The organism is Fibrobacter sp. UBA4309 (assembly GCF_002395745.1).
Taxonomy (GTDB): Bacteria; Fibrobacterota; Fibrobacteria; order Fibrobacterales; family Fibrobacteraceae; genus Fibrobacter.
This window is the reverse complement of the sequence record NZ_DGUN01000010.1, coordinates 1-16,059: the sequence shown is the minus strand read 5'-3', so window position 1 is coordinate 16,059 and position 16,059 is coordinate 1. Positions and strand designations below refer to the sequence as shown.

General features: G+C 55.4%; 15 protein-coding genes and 2 tRNA genes. 4 read left to right on the top strand and 13 right to left on the bottom strand.

What is annotated here, in order from left to right; translation table 11 throughout:
• Window positions 1–453: 453 nt before the first annotated feature.
• The 4 genes from B3M32_RS00995 to B3M32_RS00980 form a co-directional block, all read right to left on the bottom strand.
• Window positions 454–1,659, bottom strand: a complete 1,206-nt coding sequence (locus B3M32_RS00995; RefSeq protein WP_290742542.1) for an FISUMP domain-containing protein — start codon at window positions 1,657–1,659, stop codon at window positions 454–456.
• A gap of 64 nt (window positions 1,660–1,723) precedes the next feature.
• Window positions 1,724–2,011, bottom strand: a complete 288-nt coding sequence (locus B3M32_RS00990; RefSeq protein ID WP_290742539.1) for a hypothetical protein — start codon at window positions 2,009–2,011, stop codon at window positions 1,724–1,726.
• A 165-nt stretch (window positions 2,012–2,176) separates the two neighbouring features.
• A complete protein-coding gene (locus B3M32_RS00985; RefSeq protein ID WP_290742537.1) occupies window positions 2,177–3,436 on the bottom strand; it encodes a glycoside hydrolase family 13 protein in 1,260 nt (419 codons plus the stop codon).
• Window positions 3,437–3,498: 62 nt separating this feature from the next.
• Entirely contained in the window at window positions 3,499–5,472 is a 1,974-nt protein-coding gene (locus B3M32_RS00980) for a 4-alpha-glucanotransferase (protein WP_290742534.1), read from the bottom strand.
• A gap of 41 nt (window positions 5,473–5,513) precedes the next feature.
• Here B3M32_RS00980 and B3M32_RS00975 point away from each other — a divergent pair, with 41 nt between their 5' ends.
• Complete coding sequence (locus B3M32_RS00975) at window positions 5,514–5,669, top strand: hypothetical protein (RefSeq protein WP_290742531.1); 156 nt, start codon at window positions 5,514–5,516, stop codon at window positions 5,667–5,669.
• A gap of 15 nt (window positions 5,670–5,684) precedes the next feature.
• Here B3M32_RS00975 and B3M32_RS00970 read toward each other — a convergent pair whose 3' ends face one another.
• Together B3M32_RS00970 and B3M32_RS00965 are read right to left on the bottom strand one after the other, a co-directional pair.
• Complete coding sequence (locus B3M32_RS00970) at window positions 5,685–6,347, bottom strand: DNA alkylation repair protein (protein WP_290742528.1); 663 nt, start codon at window positions 6,345–6,347, stop codon at window positions 5,685–5,687.
• A gap of 212 nt (window positions 6,348–6,559) precedes the next feature.
• Window positions 6,560–6,632 (bottom strand) — tRNA-Cys (locus tag B3M32_RS00965).
• A gap of 73 nt (window positions 6,633–6,705) precedes the next feature.
• Here B3M32_RS00965 and B3M32_RS00960 point away from each other — a divergent pair.
• Together B3M32_RS00960 and B3M32_RS00955 are read left to right on the top strand one after the other, a co-directional pair.
• Complete coding sequence (locus tag B3M32_RS00960; protein ID WP_290742525.1) at window positions 6,706–7,257, top strand: lysophospholipid acyltransferase family protein; 552 nt, start codon at window positions 6,706–6,708, stop codon at window positions 7,255–7,257.
• Entirely contained in the window at window positions 7,238–7,885 is a 648-nt protein-coding gene (locus B3M32_RS00955; RefSeq protein ID WP_290742521.1) for a 3'-5' exonuclease, read from the top strand. Before B3M32_RS00960 ends, B3M32_RS00955 begins: the two co-directional genes overlap by 20 nt.
• Before the next feature lie 113 nt (window positions 7,886–7,998).
• Here B3M32_RS00955 and rpmB read toward each other — a convergent pair whose 3' ends face one another.
• The 5 genes from rpmB to B3M32_RS00930 form a co-directional block, all read right to left on the bottom strand.
• Entirely contained in the window at window positions 7,999–8,220 is a 222-nt protein-coding gene (rpmB, locus tag B3M32_RS00950) for a 50S ribosomal protein L28 (RefSeq protein WP_290742518.1), read from the bottom strand.
• 69 nt (window positions 8,221–8,289) lie between these two features.
• Window positions 8,290–9,222 carry a 4-hydroxy-3-methylbut-2-enyl diphosphate reductase gene (gene ispH, locus B3M32_RS00945; RefSeq protein ID WP_290742515.1) on the bottom strand — a complete coding sequence of 311 codons (933 nt, stop codon included), beginning with the start codon at window positions 9,220–9,222 and terminating at the stop codon, window positions 8,290–8,292.
• A 12-nt stretch (window positions 9,223–9,234) separates the two neighbouring features.
• A complete protein-coding gene (locus B3M32_RS00940) occupies window positions 9,235–10,422 on the bottom strand; it encodes a 3-deoxy-D-manno-octulosonic acid transferase (RefSeq protein ID WP_290742512.1) in 1,188 nt (395 codons plus the stop codon).
• 17 nt (window positions 10,423–10,439) lie between these two features.
• A complete protein-coding gene (locus B3M32_RS00935) occupies window positions 10,440–11,060 on the bottom strand; it encodes a methyltransferase family protein (RefSeq protein ID WP_290742509.1) in 621 nt (206 codons plus the stop codon).
• Entirely contained in the window at window positions 11,044–12,543 is a 1,500-nt protein-coding gene (locus B3M32_RS00930; RefSeq protein ID WP_290742506.1) for an ATP-binding cassette domain-containing protein, read from the bottom strand. The genes B3M32_RS00935 and B3M32_RS00930 overlap by 17 nt, the downstream gene beginning before the upstream one ends.
• A 132-nt stretch (window positions 12,544–12,675) precedes the next feature.
• On the opposite strand from B3M32_RS00930, the gene B3M32_RS00925 reads away from it, so the two are divergent.
• Window positions 12,676–12,748 (top strand) — tRNA-Glu (locus tag B3M32_RS00925).
• A 196-nt stretch (window positions 12,749–12,944) separates the two neighbouring features.
• Here the strand turns inward: B3M32_RS00925 and B3M32_RS00920 are convergent.
• Window positions 12,945–14,519 carry a biotin attachment protein gene (locus B3M32_RS00920; protein WP_290730574.1) on the bottom strand — a complete coding sequence of 525 codons (1,575 nt, stop codon included), beginning with the start codon at window positions 14,517–14,519 and terminating at the stop codon, window positions 12,945–12,947.
• A 272-nt stretch (window positions 14,520–14,791) separates the two neighbouring features.
• The coding region (locus B3M32_RS00915; RefSeq protein WP_290742503.1) for a class I tRNA ligase family protein at window positions 14,792–16,059 on the bottom strand (1,268 nt) is incomplete at its 5' end.

Below are 16,059 nucleotides of genomic sequence, written 5' to 3'. Positions count from 1 at the left end.
TTTTTGGGGTCGGTTCACTCCTAGGGGCTCTGCCCCTAAAACCCCGACCGCAATCATCCTGTCGCACATCTGTCATCCTGAGTGGAACGATATACGAAACTAGGCAATTTATTGCCTTAGTTGAGTTAAGCTCTATGAGCTATGATCCAGAACCGCTTCATCTGTCATCCTGAGCGGAGTGCGAAGCACGAAGTCGAAGGATCTAGGACCGCTTCTTGGAAATTAGTTTGCTTCGAGAGGCATTTCGCACGCTCGCACATTCACTTCGTTCGAGTGCTCTCTTTGCGAAACGCCCCCTCTCCGCAAAGAATCACGAGAGGGGCTCCGTTATGTAATGTTACCGCTAGGTACGTGTTAAGAGCGGTAACTGCTCCGCCCTTGTGGCTGTTAGACACTGCGGGCTTCACGAAAATCGGGTTTAGTAAGGACTGCTAGGAACGTCTTGGCGCGGGATTAGTAATCCTTCACGCAACGGATGGAAAAGGCTTGTTTTTTATCCCCTTCCGATGAACGATCAAAAGAATTTGAACGAACCGCTGCATAAACCGCCCAGCCTCCTTTATCGGAATGCTGCTGCGGCTTCCAAAACAGAGCCGATTTTGCAATTACTTTAAAAACTTCATCTTGATTGGACCAATACCCGGCAGGCAATATAGACATCCCATATTCATTTTCACTACCGAAACGGGCGACCTTTGAGCCCATTTTATAAGTCAAGAAAGAACTTCCGCCACTTGTTTCAGCCAAAATGACCCATATATCCTCATTCATTATATGCCACCCCTCTGGGCATATTCCCTGATGTTGGAGAAAATAGGGATCTCCGTCAAATTTTTCATTTTTATTGCTATAATCGAATTTATTCGGGCATTTCTCTGAAGCAATGGAGACGCTGTCGCATACAGCGGGGAAACCCATCGCATTACTCCAAGTATAAAGGCCTCCCCAGCCATTCTCGCAGTACCAGGAATCATCATCATAGCAATACTTGGCCCCATTCTCTTGCACAGTACCGCCCGAAACCTTCTCACCATAATTCAAATTCTCAGCAAAAATGGTAACAGAATCAACTCCACGCATGTGGTATTTATAGTCAATCGTAATAGTTTTATATTTCTGTCCATCGCGCGGGTCAGTGAATTCTCCGTACTCCACGTCCGGATTGAACTGTTCCGTCATGTCATAATAGCGGCTGCTACTAGACCTATTTGCATTCTCCATGGAATCAAGATTAAGCCATTGCCCTCCATGGCAAATCATTTGATGATCGGTCCCAATCCAATAAGTTTCCCCCTCACAGTCTTCCGTACATTCAGCTAAGCACTGATACTTTTTAGACAAGGAGCTGGAAGACTCCCCCGCACTACTCGATGCGCTCGTATTCTTGCCGGAACTTGAAGATTTTGCGCTGCTGCCACCAGCCGACGAATTTACGCTGGAACTCGACTTCACAGAACTACTTGACTTGGCAGAAGACTTTCCTCCCGTAGAAGACTTCACGGAGCTGCCAGAAGAGTTATCGCCACTCGAGGCGGGTGCATCATCCGAAGAGATATCCCCGACTATATCGGGAGTGACAGACGAAGAGGAATCGTCATCGCCACAAGCAATTATAAAGGCAAATGCCGCTCCAACTACAAACAACTTTGCAAAATGCACGTTTTTACTCCTAGTCATTTATCCAAAATATAACCAAAATCCACCACATCCCGAAGACGTTTGGCTACGCCTTCATCAAACTGGCGAAATCAAGGCCGTGCTCCCGAGCGTAGGCGAGGAAATCCTTTTCCTCTTGCGTAACACGCATCTGGATGGTCATCGGCTTGGAAAATTTGGGCTTCCTGCCTGCATTTTCCCTAGCACCGCCGTGGCCGAATTCTTTTTCGTAGGCTGTCAGGCCGGAGGCTTTCCGGTAAGCCTTCTCTGTTATGATTTTCTCGCCTTTGCAGACTTCCGACTTGAGCTTCTTGAAGACATAACCTTCGGAATCCTTGACATAGACGTACGACATCGTTATATCTCCTTCAGCCGCATCTTGGCCAATTTGATAGGTATAATATACCCTAAAATTTTGAAAATGTCAACGTTTTCAAGAAACGTTGGCATGAAAAGGGAATGCCTTTACCTATAAAACGGAAAAATGAGGTGAAATGTGCCAAATTGGCACTTTTTTTATTTACCGGATTTCAAATTGCGGTTCGTTTTCCGCAAGCGATACGGCGAGCGTCATCTTTTGCTTGCCGAGGGTTCTCGTGACGGTAAAGTTTTCGCCGTCGCAGGCGATTTCCATCTTGCCGTCGCGGAGGACGGGATTGCCGTTGCGCATGGCGGTGAGTTCCTTCACCAGCGCGTACACGGGTTCCTTCTGCATTTCGGGCAGTTTGTCCCAGGGGACGCTCCGGCGGTTGTCGGGATCCTTGCCGCCGAGCATTCCGAGTTCCTCGCCGTAGTAAACGCAGGGCGCGCCCGGCATAAAGAACATCAACGTGAGCGCGAACTTGATACGTTCCCAGCTGGTGCAGGGCTGCGACTTGAGTCGCGTGGTGTCGTGACTCCCCAGCAGGTTCATGGGCATGTCGCCGCGGCCTTCGGGGAATGCCGCCTGCAGCCGCTTGCAGAATTCCTCCGTCGAAATCGCGTTCTCGTCAAAGAGGTACTGCATCACGGCTTTGCGGAACACATAGTTCATCACGCCGTCGAACTGGTCGCCCTGTAGCCAGCGTTCCGGTGCATCCCAGATTTCGCCCACGATGTAGGCATCCGGATTCACCGCCTTTACGCGGCGCCGGAATTCCTGCCAAAAACTGTCGTCGTCGATTTCGTTCGGCACGTCGAGGCGCCAGCCGTCTATGCCGCGCCTGGTCCAGTATTCGGCCACGCTGAACAGGTATTCCCGAACGTCCGCGCAGTCGGTATTGAACTTGGGGAGTGCAGGGAAATTCCACCAGCATTCGTAATTCGGCTTGCCGGAATAGGCGTTGAGCGGCCAGCCCTTCACGTGGAACCAGTCCACATACGGGGAGTTCGGCCCGAGTTCCATGAGGCTGTTGAACTGGAAGAATCCGCGCGAGCAGTGGTTGAACACGCCGTCCAGTATAATGCGCATTCCGAGCTTGTGCACCTTTTTCACGAGGCGGTCAAAATCCTCCAAAGTGCCGAGCACCGGGTCAATTTCAAAATAGTCCACCGTATGGTAGCGGTGGTTGGAATTGCTCTTGAAAATCGGGCACAGGTAAATCGCGTTCACCCCGAGGCCCTTGATGTATTCCAGCTTGTCCTCGATACCCGCGAGGTTCCCGCCGAACATGTTCTCGCGAGTGGGCTTGGTGCCCCACGGCACGAACTTGCCTACGGCATGGTAACGCTCCGAACGGCAGAACCGGTCGGGGAATATCTGGTAGAAGATAGCGTCTTTTGTCCAAGCGGGAGAGTACATAGGCGGTAACGAGCGCGGGCCTTACGGCCCTTTGGGGTATAAGGGGAGCGAGTTCAAACCCTCTATATTTTCCACATGGGGCGGCGCTTGCGCACGTCCACCAGCTTGCGGATTTCGGTGCTCAGGCTCTTGTTCTCGAGCAGCGCTTCCACAGTACAAGGCAGGCGGTAGGTCCAGTTCTTGCCGCCGACGGTGCCGGGTACGTTCACGCGCTCCTCTTCGGCAGGAATCTCGGACAGCGTCGAAGACAGGCCGAAGTAGTCCTGCACGGGCAAGATGCAAAACAGGCTGTTGCTGCTGAACACGTGCGCGAGGATGCTGCGGATGGTGGGCGGCGTCAGTTCTTCGGGCGCCTGGCCAGCCAGGTGGGCGTGACCCCAGTACAGGTTCTTGTCGAAATCCGGTTCCTTCCAGAGTCCGCGCAGGCTCGAGGTGTCGTGGCAGCTCGTGGTGCACACGGAAAGCCTCGGGTATTCCTCCATGTCGTAGTACGGGGAATACGGGGCATCCCAGTTGCGTGCCCAGCGCTCGATGCGCAGCGAAAGGATATTCAGTTTCTTGAGAACGGCGGGGACGCAGTGCGGCACGGCGCCAAGGTCTTCGGCACACACGAGCATGTCCGTTTCCTTGGAAAGTACGCTCAACAGCTTGGTCGCATTCTGCTCCCAAAGGCCTTCCTGCGAGCTTTCGTTCTGGTGGATGATATCACGAAGCTTCTGCTGTTCGTTTTCGGGGAGCGTAAACAGGACCGGCTGGTTGTACCAGTACCAGAACGGATAATAGGTATTCTCGTCTCCGCTCGGGATGAAAATGCGGTTCCAGTAGACCTTGAGAAGCGCGTCCTTGACCTGTTGCGGTTCATCGAGCGAAGTGATGGCCTTCTCGGAGTAGAATTCCGGCTTGATGACGAACCGTGAGGATTCGTTCGGCAGGCTCTCGAAATAGACCGACACCATGTTCTCCGTTTCGTTACCGAAAAACTCCCTGAGCTGGTCTACGGAATAGTTGGGCCTGCGCAGGTATTCGAGCGTCTCGTCGCAGAAACCGGAAGCATGCAGCATATCGCGGGTCAGCGGCACGCACGGGTTGAAACGGCCCAGGATGCCCGTAACCTCGCGTTCCGGGATACTCCAGATACGGAAAAATCCGAGCACGTGGTCGATGCGGTAGGCATGGTAGAACTTGCTCGCCTGGTGCAGGCGCATTTTCCACCAGGCAAAGCCGTCCTTCTCGAGATTGTCCCAGCGGTAGGTCGGGAAACCCCAGTTCTGGCCGCTGTAGCTGAACATGTCGGGCGGGGCGCCGGCACGGTCGGCCATGGAGAAGTAGTTACGGTTCGCCCAGGCATCGGCGCTGTCCTCGTTGATAAGGATAGGGATGTCGCCCTTGATATGGATTCCCATCTTGGAAACTTCGATTACCGCGGCAGTAAACTGCATCTCGGCGACCCATTGCATCCACGCATGGTAAAGGGCGTCCTTGAGATACTTGGTCCAGAGTTTTTCGATATCCTTTTCGGACGGATCACGATAGCTTTTCCAATCCTTCCAGCTGGATTCCCCGTTGCGGGCCTTCAATATGCAATAGACGCAATAGGGCTTGGCCCACGGGTTCTGATCGATCCACGTCGTCAGCGTCCCGTCCTTCTTGAGCATGTCGTAACGAATATCAAATATTTTCCGCAACATCTGGCGTTTCCAGGTAGAGACCTTGTAATAGTCTATGGTCCCCTGGGATTCAAAGGTTTCCTTGGCCTTCTCGATTTCGTCTTCGAATTCGCTGGAACCCTCGATTGCCTGGATGTTGATAAAAATCGGGTTCAGGGCAAAGGCGCTCCTGGCGCTGTAGGGACTCGCCTCGGAACCGGTATCGTTCACCGGCAAAAGCTGGATGATGTTGAAATCGCAAATTTCGCACCAACGGGCAAAGGGAATCAGGTCGAGGAATTCACCGATACCAACACTGGCTTTGCTTTTAAGGCTGAAAAGGGGAACGGCTACGCCGCTCTGGAAAAAAGAAATGTCACCATAACGCATACGTTAAATATAGTAAACAAAAAATTTTTATACTTAAACGCATGAGCTACGAATGCAGGCATTTACGCGGCACCTTCTGCGACAAGCGCAAGAAGGAATGCGACCCCGGCGAGCCGGGATGCGTCCTCAGGGGGCGCGTTTCGTTCCCGTTGAAGGATTTTCAGAAAAAAGAGGGCCCGAAGCGGAAAAAACCGTAGTGCCCCGGCAGCCGACTAGATGAGCCTCAGGATTTCCTGGGTGGTCTGCTCGGCGAAGCTGTTGTCCTGCACAAAGCGGCGGACTTCGGTCGGGTTGATTCGGGCATATTCCGAAAGGGCGCGGCCGATGCCGTTGCGTATATAATAGTCATCGTCCTTGGCACAGGTCAGGCAGAACTGACGCAGAAGCTGCCAGTCAGTATGGTCCTTGTACTGGATCTGGAAGATGATGGCGCTGCGGCGAACCCAGATGTTCGGGTCACGGATCCACGCGGCAATCTTGGAACGCAGGGCAGGAAGTCTCCAGGCGAGATCGCCAAGAATACATGCGGCCAGTGTATCAACCGTATCACGCCATGCGCGGGTCTTGATGAGCTTCTTCAAGAAATTGAGGTGCTGGCCGCCAAGGAGGTCCTTGTGACGGAACAGGTAGTCACACGCCGCGTACTGGATTTCGCGATACGGGACCGCCCACATATCTTCCACTCTCGCAACGAGTTCCTCGTCGTCCTTTGGCGGGTACTTGTCAAAAATCGGGTAGGTTACTTCGCGACGGGGAACAAGCCGGATTCCGAGGAAGTCGAATTGTTCACGGGCCTTCTTGGACAACTCGTGCGCTTCTTCTTGATTGGAGATCGCACGAAGAGCGAGCAGAATTTCTTGAGTAAACCGTAACATTGTATTCCAAAAATAGTCCAGAAACAATTTAATTTCTAGGCCTTGACAAGCATTTTTTTTAATTTTTTTTTGCCGAAGGCCATTTTTTTTGCAAAAAAAGTGCAAAAAAAGCCTTGACAAGCCACTTTTTTCAATTTTTTTTTGCATTCCGGGCCTTCACAAGGCAGCCTTCCGGAAAAAAAGAAGACCTTCCCGAGGGAAGGTCTTCCGAGAGGCAACGATCAGACTCGAACTGATGAATAAGGCTTTTGCAGAGCCGCCCCTTACCAACTTGGGTACGTCGCCAATTTGGCGCTAATATAGGTAAAGAAAGACGTTTTGCCAAGGGGGAACTGGCAAAAAAAACTAAATTTGCGCAATGCTCGGGGATTTCAAGCTCAGATTCGCCTCTTTTTTGGCAACGCTGTGGATACGCAGCCTGCGGATACGTTTCTCGGCTCCTCCCGAATACTGCCCCGGCATTATCGGAATCTGGCACAGGGACCTCCTGGCCAACGCCGCCGCGTTCAGGGGCAAGGGCGTCCACGCGCTCATCTCGGAATCTTCCGACGGCGAAATCTTCGCCCGCATCACCGAAAAACTTGGATACAAACTAAGCCGAGGTTCCGACACGAAGGGCGCCACAAACGTACGCCACCTGCTCCATACGCTCCAGAACGGCGGTTTCGTAGCCATGGCGCTTGACGGGCCGCGCGGTCCAGCATTGCAAGTCAAACCGGGATCCCTCTGGCTTTCGCAAAAATCCGGCACGCCGCTCTGGCTTGTCGACGTAAAGTACGGGAAGCACCTGACGCTGAAAACATGGGACAAGTTCATCATTCCCTTCCCCATGACATCGATTGACATCCGAATTAACTATTTTATAGAGAAAAAAGAAAAGGATACACGCCGTGATAACATTACCCCCTAAATTTGTCGCATTCGACCTGGAAACCACAGGCCTCAACAACGCAAAAGACGAAATCATCGAAATCGGCGCAGTAAAATTCACTGTCGAGACCAAGGCGGGCCGCGTAGTGCCCAAGCCCATCTCGGAATTCGAGACTTTCGCCAAGCCGAACATGCTGATTCCCGCCGAAGCGAGCAGCGTGAACCACATTACCGATGCCATGGTCGAAAACGCGCCACCCGTTGGCGAATGCCTCAAGAAGTTCACCGCATTCTGCGGCCAGGGGGCCATCCTCCTCGCCCACAACGCGAACTTCGACGCCGGCTTCCTGCGCGTCGCCTACGCCAAGAACCCGCAGCTCATCCCCGGCAACCCGGTGATAGACAGCCTCGTCATGGCACGCACGATCTTGCCCGAGCTCGAGAACCACAAGCTGGGCTACATGGCAGGACTGTTCATGAAACGCGCGGAGTTCGCCATGAAGATCGACCCCGCCAAGATGCACCGCGCCGTCTACGACTGCGAAATGCTCATGGAAGTGTTCGTCGCCCTCCTCCGCCGCCGCTTCAAGGAAAAGGACTGGGAAATGGCGAACATCATGGCCAACATGGCCAAGTACAAGGGCGTGCCGCAGTTTATCAATAAGTAGGCTGTAGGTAGTAGGAAGTAGGCAGCGGGTAGTGGGGAGGCGCGTTGCCTATAGATACACAAAATACCGCCAGGGATAGCCTTGGCGGTTAAATTTTGCTCTAGAAACGGGAATTAGATTCCGAGTTCCTGGACGACGGCTTCGATGCCGACCTTATTGATCGTGCGGAGACCGGCAGCGCTAACGCGGAGCGTCACCCAGCGGTCTTCTTCGGGGATGTAGAAGCGCTTCTTCTGGAGGTTGGGAAGCTGCTTCATCAACTTCTTGCGGTTGGAGTGGGAAACCATGTTGCCCACGAGGCCGGCCTTACCGGTAACTTCACAAATGCGGCTCATAATAAAACTCCGTTGTTTTTTACGGACTGCAATTTTAGCTAAATCTTTGCGACCTGTCAAGGCTAAAGTTTAGTCCTGAAGTGCCTTTGGCAGGTTAAATTTCGTATTTTCGACCAATTTTACAAGATTTTCGACTTCCAGGCCCGGGAATTTGCCCTTCAGCCATTCCACGACTCCCTGGACCAGCACCTCGGGAGCGCTGGCGCCGCTGGACAGACCTACCGTGTCGATGCCCTCGAACCAGGCCGGGTCGAGGTCGTTCACGTCGTCGATGAGGTGGCTCTTGATGCCCTGCTCCAGCCCCAGCTCCATAAGACGGGAGGAATTCGAGGAGTTCTTGGCACCCACGACCAGCAGCATGTCGACATGGGCGCACAGTTCGAGCACCGCGGACTGGCGGTTCCCGGTGGCGTAGCAGAGGTCGCCGGCATCCGGACCGATGATGTTCGGGAAACGGGACTTGAGAGCCTCGATAATCTTGCGGGTCTCGGCGACGGAAAGCGTCGTCTGGGTGATATAGGCCAGATCCTTGCCTTCGGGGACCTTGACTGCCGCGACGTCAGCTTCGTTCCGGATGAGCGTGATGGCGCCTTCCGGGAGCTGTCCCAAAGTACCGACCACCTCGGCGTGGCCGGCATGACCGATAAGGATGATATGGCGGCCGGCATTGTAATGGCGCTTGGCGCTGTAGTGGACCTTGAGCACCAGCGGGCAGCTGGCGTCGAGCACCTGCAGGTGGCGGGCTTCCGCATCGGCGTAGATATGCTCTGCGACCCCGTGGGCCGAGAATATGACGACCGACCCTTCGGGGACTTCGTCAATTTCGTCCACAAACAGCACGCCCTTCTCCTTGAGGGTGTCGACGACGAACTTGTTGTGGACTATTTCGTGGCGTACGTAGATAGGCGGACCGAATTTTTCGAGGGCCTTTTCGACTACGTGGATGGCGCGGTCGACTCCGGCACAAAAACCACGCGGCGTTGCAAGGATCAACTTTTTCATGGGGAAAGAACCCTATTGGCGTTGTTCGACCAAGTTCTCGATGAACTTGACGAGATGTTCATAGGAATCGGAAACTTTGGTGCGTTCGTTCGCGAGGAACGTGCTCACGATGCGCGGATCGGGCAGATTCCTCTTGGCATAGCCGGCAGTGGACTGCAGCTGGGCGATGACGCCTGCGTTCACGAGGCTCGCGACGGCTTCTTTCTGGCCCGCGGCAAACGGGCCGACGCAAGTGGCGACACCCATCTGGAGCGGTTCCCAGAAATCGTGGACGCCCAGACCGCGGCAGAACGAACCGCCGACAATCGCGGTACGGGAAACAGCAAAGACATCCTTGGTAAGCCCGAAACGGTTGACAATGGAAACCGCCCCCTTCTGCACCAGAGGCCATTCCACGACAGTCAGTTCCTGCTCGCTGAGTGCATTGCGAAAGGCGTTCACCTCGTTCAGGCGGCGCGGGATAAGGACCACCGATTCCTGGCGCTTGATAGAAGAGACGACCATGCGGCAGAGGCTCGCCCATTCGGCCATGTGCATCGAGACGAATACCGTATCGACAGAGGGATTTTCAGGAGCACTCACGCTCTTGCCCGAACGCACCCACGGAAGGATTTTCCAGTCGCCACCGATCATCATCTGGTCGATGTTCGCCCTGGACGCCACGTTCAGGAACCGCGAGAGGTCCCCGCCCGTCTGCATGCTGGCAAAGCCCACGCAAGAGAAATCCACGCCCGGGAAAGACCTGCGGTAGCGCCCGGAAACGACGGCGACAGAGGGCCTTTTCGAAAACCGTCTCATGCTAGACAGGTATCCCGGCCAGAATTCGTTTTCGCCGAGAATCAGCCCGACAGGCTTCACCTTCGAGATAAAGCTACGCATGGTGGACGGGGCGTCGGCAGGGGCGATGCAGGCGGAGATGCCCTCCCCCGCTTCCTTGAGGAACTTGAGGACTTCCGTCTTCTGGGTCGTAATCAAAATCTTGGGGCAATTCTCGACATCTTCTTGCAGGAACCTGGCAAGGTTCAGGAGCATGCGGCATTCACCGAGGCTTGCGCCATGGAGCCACAGGAACGGACCTTCGGGCCAGGGACCGTTCAGACGGTCGCTAATGGCAAAACGGGATTCCACCACGGGGACCTTCGCGGCCGCCTTGGCCACGGAACCCAACGCAAAACGGGCTATATCCAGAGGCTTAAACATAATCGCAATACCCTCGCCTATATCGGGCCAAACTTAATCAATACCAGGACTAAATTATAAAACAAAACCCATGCCCATGTAGAGCGGTCTGCACAAAAAGCCCGAAAAAACGAGTTCTCCGGAGGGACTGCCGCATCGCCGCACCGGCACGCCCTGCGCTTGCGGCATACCGCCACGATATTCCACGGGACAAAAGGCGACCGAGCCGCCCAATTGCGCCAAGCCTCCCCGAATTTCGCTTCCAGGAACGAATCCTCGGCACGGGCAAGGAAGATTTCGAACAGGAGCACGGCCAAAACGAACGGAACGGCGACAAGGGAAAAACCCAGATGGAAAAGAATGGCGGAAAAGGCGACCGAAGTATTCGAAAGGTACAGCGGATGCCTCATATACGCGTAAGGGCCGCCGGTAACAAGAGAATCGGCTTCGCGCTTTTGCCCGCGCGTGTGGTCGCCTATGTACTGCCGCGTCTTGACTCGGAGCAGGATTCCCGCCAAGAGCAAGACGCAGGCCGTCACCCACGCCGGCACGGAATCCGCAGAGAGCGGGCTTGCCGGGAACGCGAGCAGCGCCAGCGCCAGGACGCCTAAGACATAGCCGCGAAAGCGGTAAAGGATTCCGCTAACAGCACCCATCATCGATGACCATGACGTTGAACAGGCTTTCTGTTTCGGGACTCAGCGCGTCGTGGCTGGCAACGACAACCCATTTGTCCAGAGCCTTTGCCGCCTTGAGGAACGCGCGAAGGAGCGGTTCGCGGTCGGCGAGCGCCACCGCGGCGAACGGCTCGTCGAGCAGGATCGCCGCGGCCTTGCTTGCAAGGGCCCAGGTGAGGGCCACCTTGGCGCGCTCGCCGCCAGAATGTCCCTCTTTCGCAAGCAGTTTCTTCACGTTCGCCAGATCCATGAATTCCTGGACCTCCGGAGCGACTCCTTCGGCAAGCAGCCTCTGCAACATAGGGAGCGGCGGGAGCTCCAGGTCCTGCGCCATGAAGAAAATACCGCGGCTGCGGGCCTTTTCCATATGGACCATCTCGCCGGAATCCCATTCCTCGAGACGGGCGACAAGCCGCAGCAAGGTCGTCTTGCCAGCGCCGTTCCTGCCGCGCAGCAGCACGGGAGTATCGCCCTGGAACCGGGCGCTGAAATGGTTGAAAACATGACGCCCCGAAGCCTCGTAGCCGAACTCCGCATCTTCGATAGACAGCGTATCGCCGCCGGCAGGGAAACTTCCCCCCTTCCGCGGCAACTTGCCGAAACGCATCAGAATGTTGTACGCACTCACGGCGGAGCGGAACTGCGGCAAGATACGTGCGCATTCCTTGACCGGCTTGTAACACAGGAGCACGGCGGAACAGAACATCACGAGTCCGGTCGCATCCATCCATCCGCGGCCGATAAGGAGCGCGCAAAAAGCGAGGACCAAAACCATAGACAGAACGGAAATCGCCTCCATCACGAACGAAAGGCCGTTCTTGCGGACGCTGGCCTTGAGCCCACGCGAACTCAGCGAACGCGTCTCGCTGCGAAGATTCCCCGTAATGGCGGAACGTTCCGACAAACCGCTCCAGCTGCGGTAGAGCCTACGCGCCCGGGCAAGCTCGGCGCGGAATCTCGACCTCGAAAGCTGCAGGGATTCCTCTTCGCTCCCCATGGAATGCAAACGGCGCTGCACGAAGGCCACGACAGGCACGATAACGACAAACAGGAACAAGGTAAGCGGCCAAGAAATATAGAGGAGGACCGGGAAAAAGATGGCGAGCTGCAAGACGGCCTGCACCGCCTGGAAAAAGACAGAACCGTTGCCCTGGAGGACCAGCGTAGCGTCGTAGGCAGCCTCCACCCGGGCATCGCCCTCGGGGGAATGGAAAAGCCTGGGAGAAAGGTTACGGAGCGTGTAGAGGAACCAGTTCGTGACATTGGCTCCGGTATCGAACAGGAAGGACTCGGAAGAACGCGTCTTCATCACGAGGAAAAGCAGCCTGAGCGCCGTGAGCAGGACCATGACCGCGAGCCACTCAGGGATAGTAAATACCGAATCGCCCTGCAGCAAGTCCATGAACGCGCGAATACCCCAAAGAAGTCCAGCATCGGCGAGGCTAGCCATGAGCGCGAGGGGCAAAAAGCACAAAATCCCGACTAAAAGGGAGTTTTTTAACCATTTTTCAATGTTCACCGGTGAAAAAATAAAAAAATGTCGTATGGCCCCCTTTACAAAACGCCGCGATTAACTATATTTGGCCCTACATAAGACGCCCCTATCGTCTAGTGGCCCAGGACTCGGGATTTTCATTCCCGCAACAGCGGTTCGAAACCGCTTGGGGGTACGAAAGAGAGCTAACCGTTGGTTAGCTCTCTTTTTGTTTACTTCCAACCCTAACAAGTACGAAAAGGACTCGCGAAAGCGGGTCCTCTTTTGCTTTCAAACAAAAAGCCGTGGCCTGACGACCACGGTTTTTAATTTGTCTGTAACCCACGCGGTACCCGGCCCGAATTTTCGAGCGGAACCTGCACGGGAGCAAATTACTTGAGCGTGCTGACCTGCACGTCCCAGCTCTGGTTGCCAAGGGCGATGCGGTAGGTGCTCGTTGCACCGGCCTTCATGTTCTTGGTGTCCACGGCCGGAGCGGCGTTCGGGTCCTTCTTCGGCACGCCGATGTGGCGGTTGCCCTTGAGGAACTCGATACCCTTGTTGCCGGCCTTCGTCTGGAGGCAGCCCGTGATGAAGATGGTCTCGTCGGTAACCGGCAGGCCATTTTCTTCGAGGAGCTTCTTCGCAGCCGGGATGCCCGGTTCGAGGATTTCTTCGGCGCACTGGATGCCCGGGTAGGCTTCCTTGAACGGCTTCATGTTGAACTGGTCGGCAGCAATCTTCACGAGCTCCGGATCCGGTTCGCACGGGGTCTTGCCCTGGTAGCCGAGGAGCATCTTGCCGTAGCCTTCCGTCATCTTGAACCACGTACCGCGGCCTGCGGCCTGGTTCAGGGTGTTCATGTAGGCCTGCTGGAAGTAGAACTGGGAAACCGGCGTCACAGAAGAGGCAAAGCCACCGCGGCGGACGCATTCACTCATGTTCTCGATAACCTTCGGGAACAGGTGGAACGTCTTGGTTTCGCGCATCATGAGGGTGTTGGCGGTAAGAGCGCCACCCGGCATGGGGCTGAAGATCACGTCGGTCGTAATCTGGCGTGCTTCGGGCGGGAAGTTGTAGTCCTTGAGGCATTCCACAGCGACGTTGTTGGCTTCCATGAGTTCCGGAATGTGATCGTCGACGATGCTGTCTTCACCGAGGGCGAGCTTGTATTCCGTACCCTTGAGGGCGTGGAACATGGAGAACAGGTCGGGCTGAGCCGTACCGCCGGAAAGCGGCTTGCGGCCGAGGTCGACGCCGTCGGCGCCACCTTCGATAGCGGCCTTGTACTGGGCCACACCGGTACCGCAGGTGTCATGGCTGTGGATGCGGAGTTCAACCTTGTCGCCGAGGAGCTTACGAGCGCGCTTGAAGGTCTCGTACACCTTGGTCGGGTTCGTGGTACCGGAAGCGTCCTTGAAGCAGACGGAAGCGAACGGAACGCCCGCGTCCAGGATGTTGCGGAGGATGCGTTCGTAGAATTCCGGGTTGTGGGCGGCGTTGAGGTCGCATCCCGGAGGAAGTTCCATCATGGTGACGACGACTTCGTGTTCCAGACCGGCGTCGGTGATGCACTTGCCGGAGTAGATGAGGTTGTTCACGTCGTTGAGGGCGTCAAAGTTACGGATGCGGGTCATGCCGTGCTTCTTGAACATGTCGGCATGGAGCTTGATCATGTCGCGCGGCTGCGGGGCGAGGGCCACCACGTTGATACCGCGGGCGAGGGTCTGCAGGCGGACGTTCGGGCCCACGACGCGACGGAATTCGTCCATCATGTCGAAGGCGTCTTCGCCGCAGTTCTGGTAAAGGGCCTGGAAACGGGCGCCACCACCAGCTTCAAAGTGGGTGATGCCGGCCTTGCAGGCAGCTTCGACGGCGGGCATGAAGTCCTTCGCGAAGACACGGGCACCGAAAATAGACTGGAAACCATCGCGGAACGAGGTATCCTGGAACTTGATCTTTTTCATAGTGTTTCCTTGTGGGATAAATCCCTTGTTTTACTGTACAATAAAATACGGGGGTAAAGATAGCAAAAGGCGAATGCCGCGACGAAGCAACTTGCTGTTGAAGGTCGTGCCTTTCCTGATTTTCGCGGGGATTTTCGACCGGAGCGGGTATATAGAAGACGCCCGCTCAATGAGCGGGCGTGATTATAAGGGCTAGGGTCGGGATTACTTCACCACAATATTCACGAGCTTGCCGGGGACGACCCCGGAACAAGTCCGGGGCAGGCTCAATATTACGCCGGCTTGACGACGATGTTGACCAACTTACCCGGCACAACAATCGACTTGACAACCTGCATGCCCTTGGTAAACTCCTTCACTCGTTCGTTGTCAAGAGCGAGCTTTTCGAGGGCGGCCTTGTCCATGTCCTTGGCAACACTTGCCTTCGCGCGGACCTTGCCGTTCACCTGGAACACGACTTCCACGGTGTTTTCCACAGCCTTGGAGTGGTCGGCTTCCGGCCAGGCGACATTCGTGAGCGAGCCTTCGTGACCGAGGATGCTCCACATTTCTTCGGCGATATGCGGGGCAAACGGGTGCAAGAGCTTGACGAACGTTTCGCACGGTTCACGGTAGCGCTTGTCCATCTTCATCATTTCGTTGTTGAAGATCATCAGCTGGCTAATCGCGGTGTTGAAGCTCATGTTTTCGATGTCGCTTGTCACCTTGATGACGGTTTGGTGCATCACCTTCTCGATAGCTTCCGGTGCGGTTTCGTCAACGAACACCGGGGCTTCGTCAGAATCGCCGACAACAGAACGCCAGGCGCGGCCGAGGAAGCGGTTCATGCCTTCGATGCCCTTGGTCTGCCACGGCTTCACGGCGTCCAGCGGACCCATGAACATTTCGTACAAACGAAGGCTATCGGCACCGTAGTCGCGGACGACGTCATCCGGGTTCACGACGTTCTTGAGGGACTTACTCATCTTAGCCACAATCTGCTTGAGCTCGATGTCGGTACCCTTCTTGAAGAACTTTCCGTTCTTTTCTTCGACTTCGTCGGTGGGGACCTTGGAGCCAGCGGCATCCTCGTAAGCGAAGGCGAGAATCATGCCCTGGTTGAAGAGCTTCTGGAACGGTTCGTCGGTAGAGACGAGGCCGAGATCGAACAGCACCTTGTGCCAGAAGCGGCTGTAGAGCAAGTGAAGCACGGCGTGTTCGGCACCGCCCACATAGAGGTCCACGGGCATCCAGTACTTTTCAAGTTCCTTTGCAACAAAAGCGTCGCCATTGCAAGCGTCGATGTAGCGGAGGTAATACCAGCAAGAACCAGCCCACTGCGGCATGGTGTTCGTCTCGCGGATACCCTTGCGGCCGTTCTTGTCCGTAACCTGGAGCCATTCGGTGGCGTTTGCGAGCGGGGACTGTCCGCCGTCACCCGGCTTGTAGTCCTTGAGTTCCGGCAACAGCACCGGCAGTTCGGAATCATCGACGGTAGAGATTTCGCCGTCTTCCCAGTGGATAATCGGGAACGGTTCGCCCCAGTAGCGCTGGCGGCTGA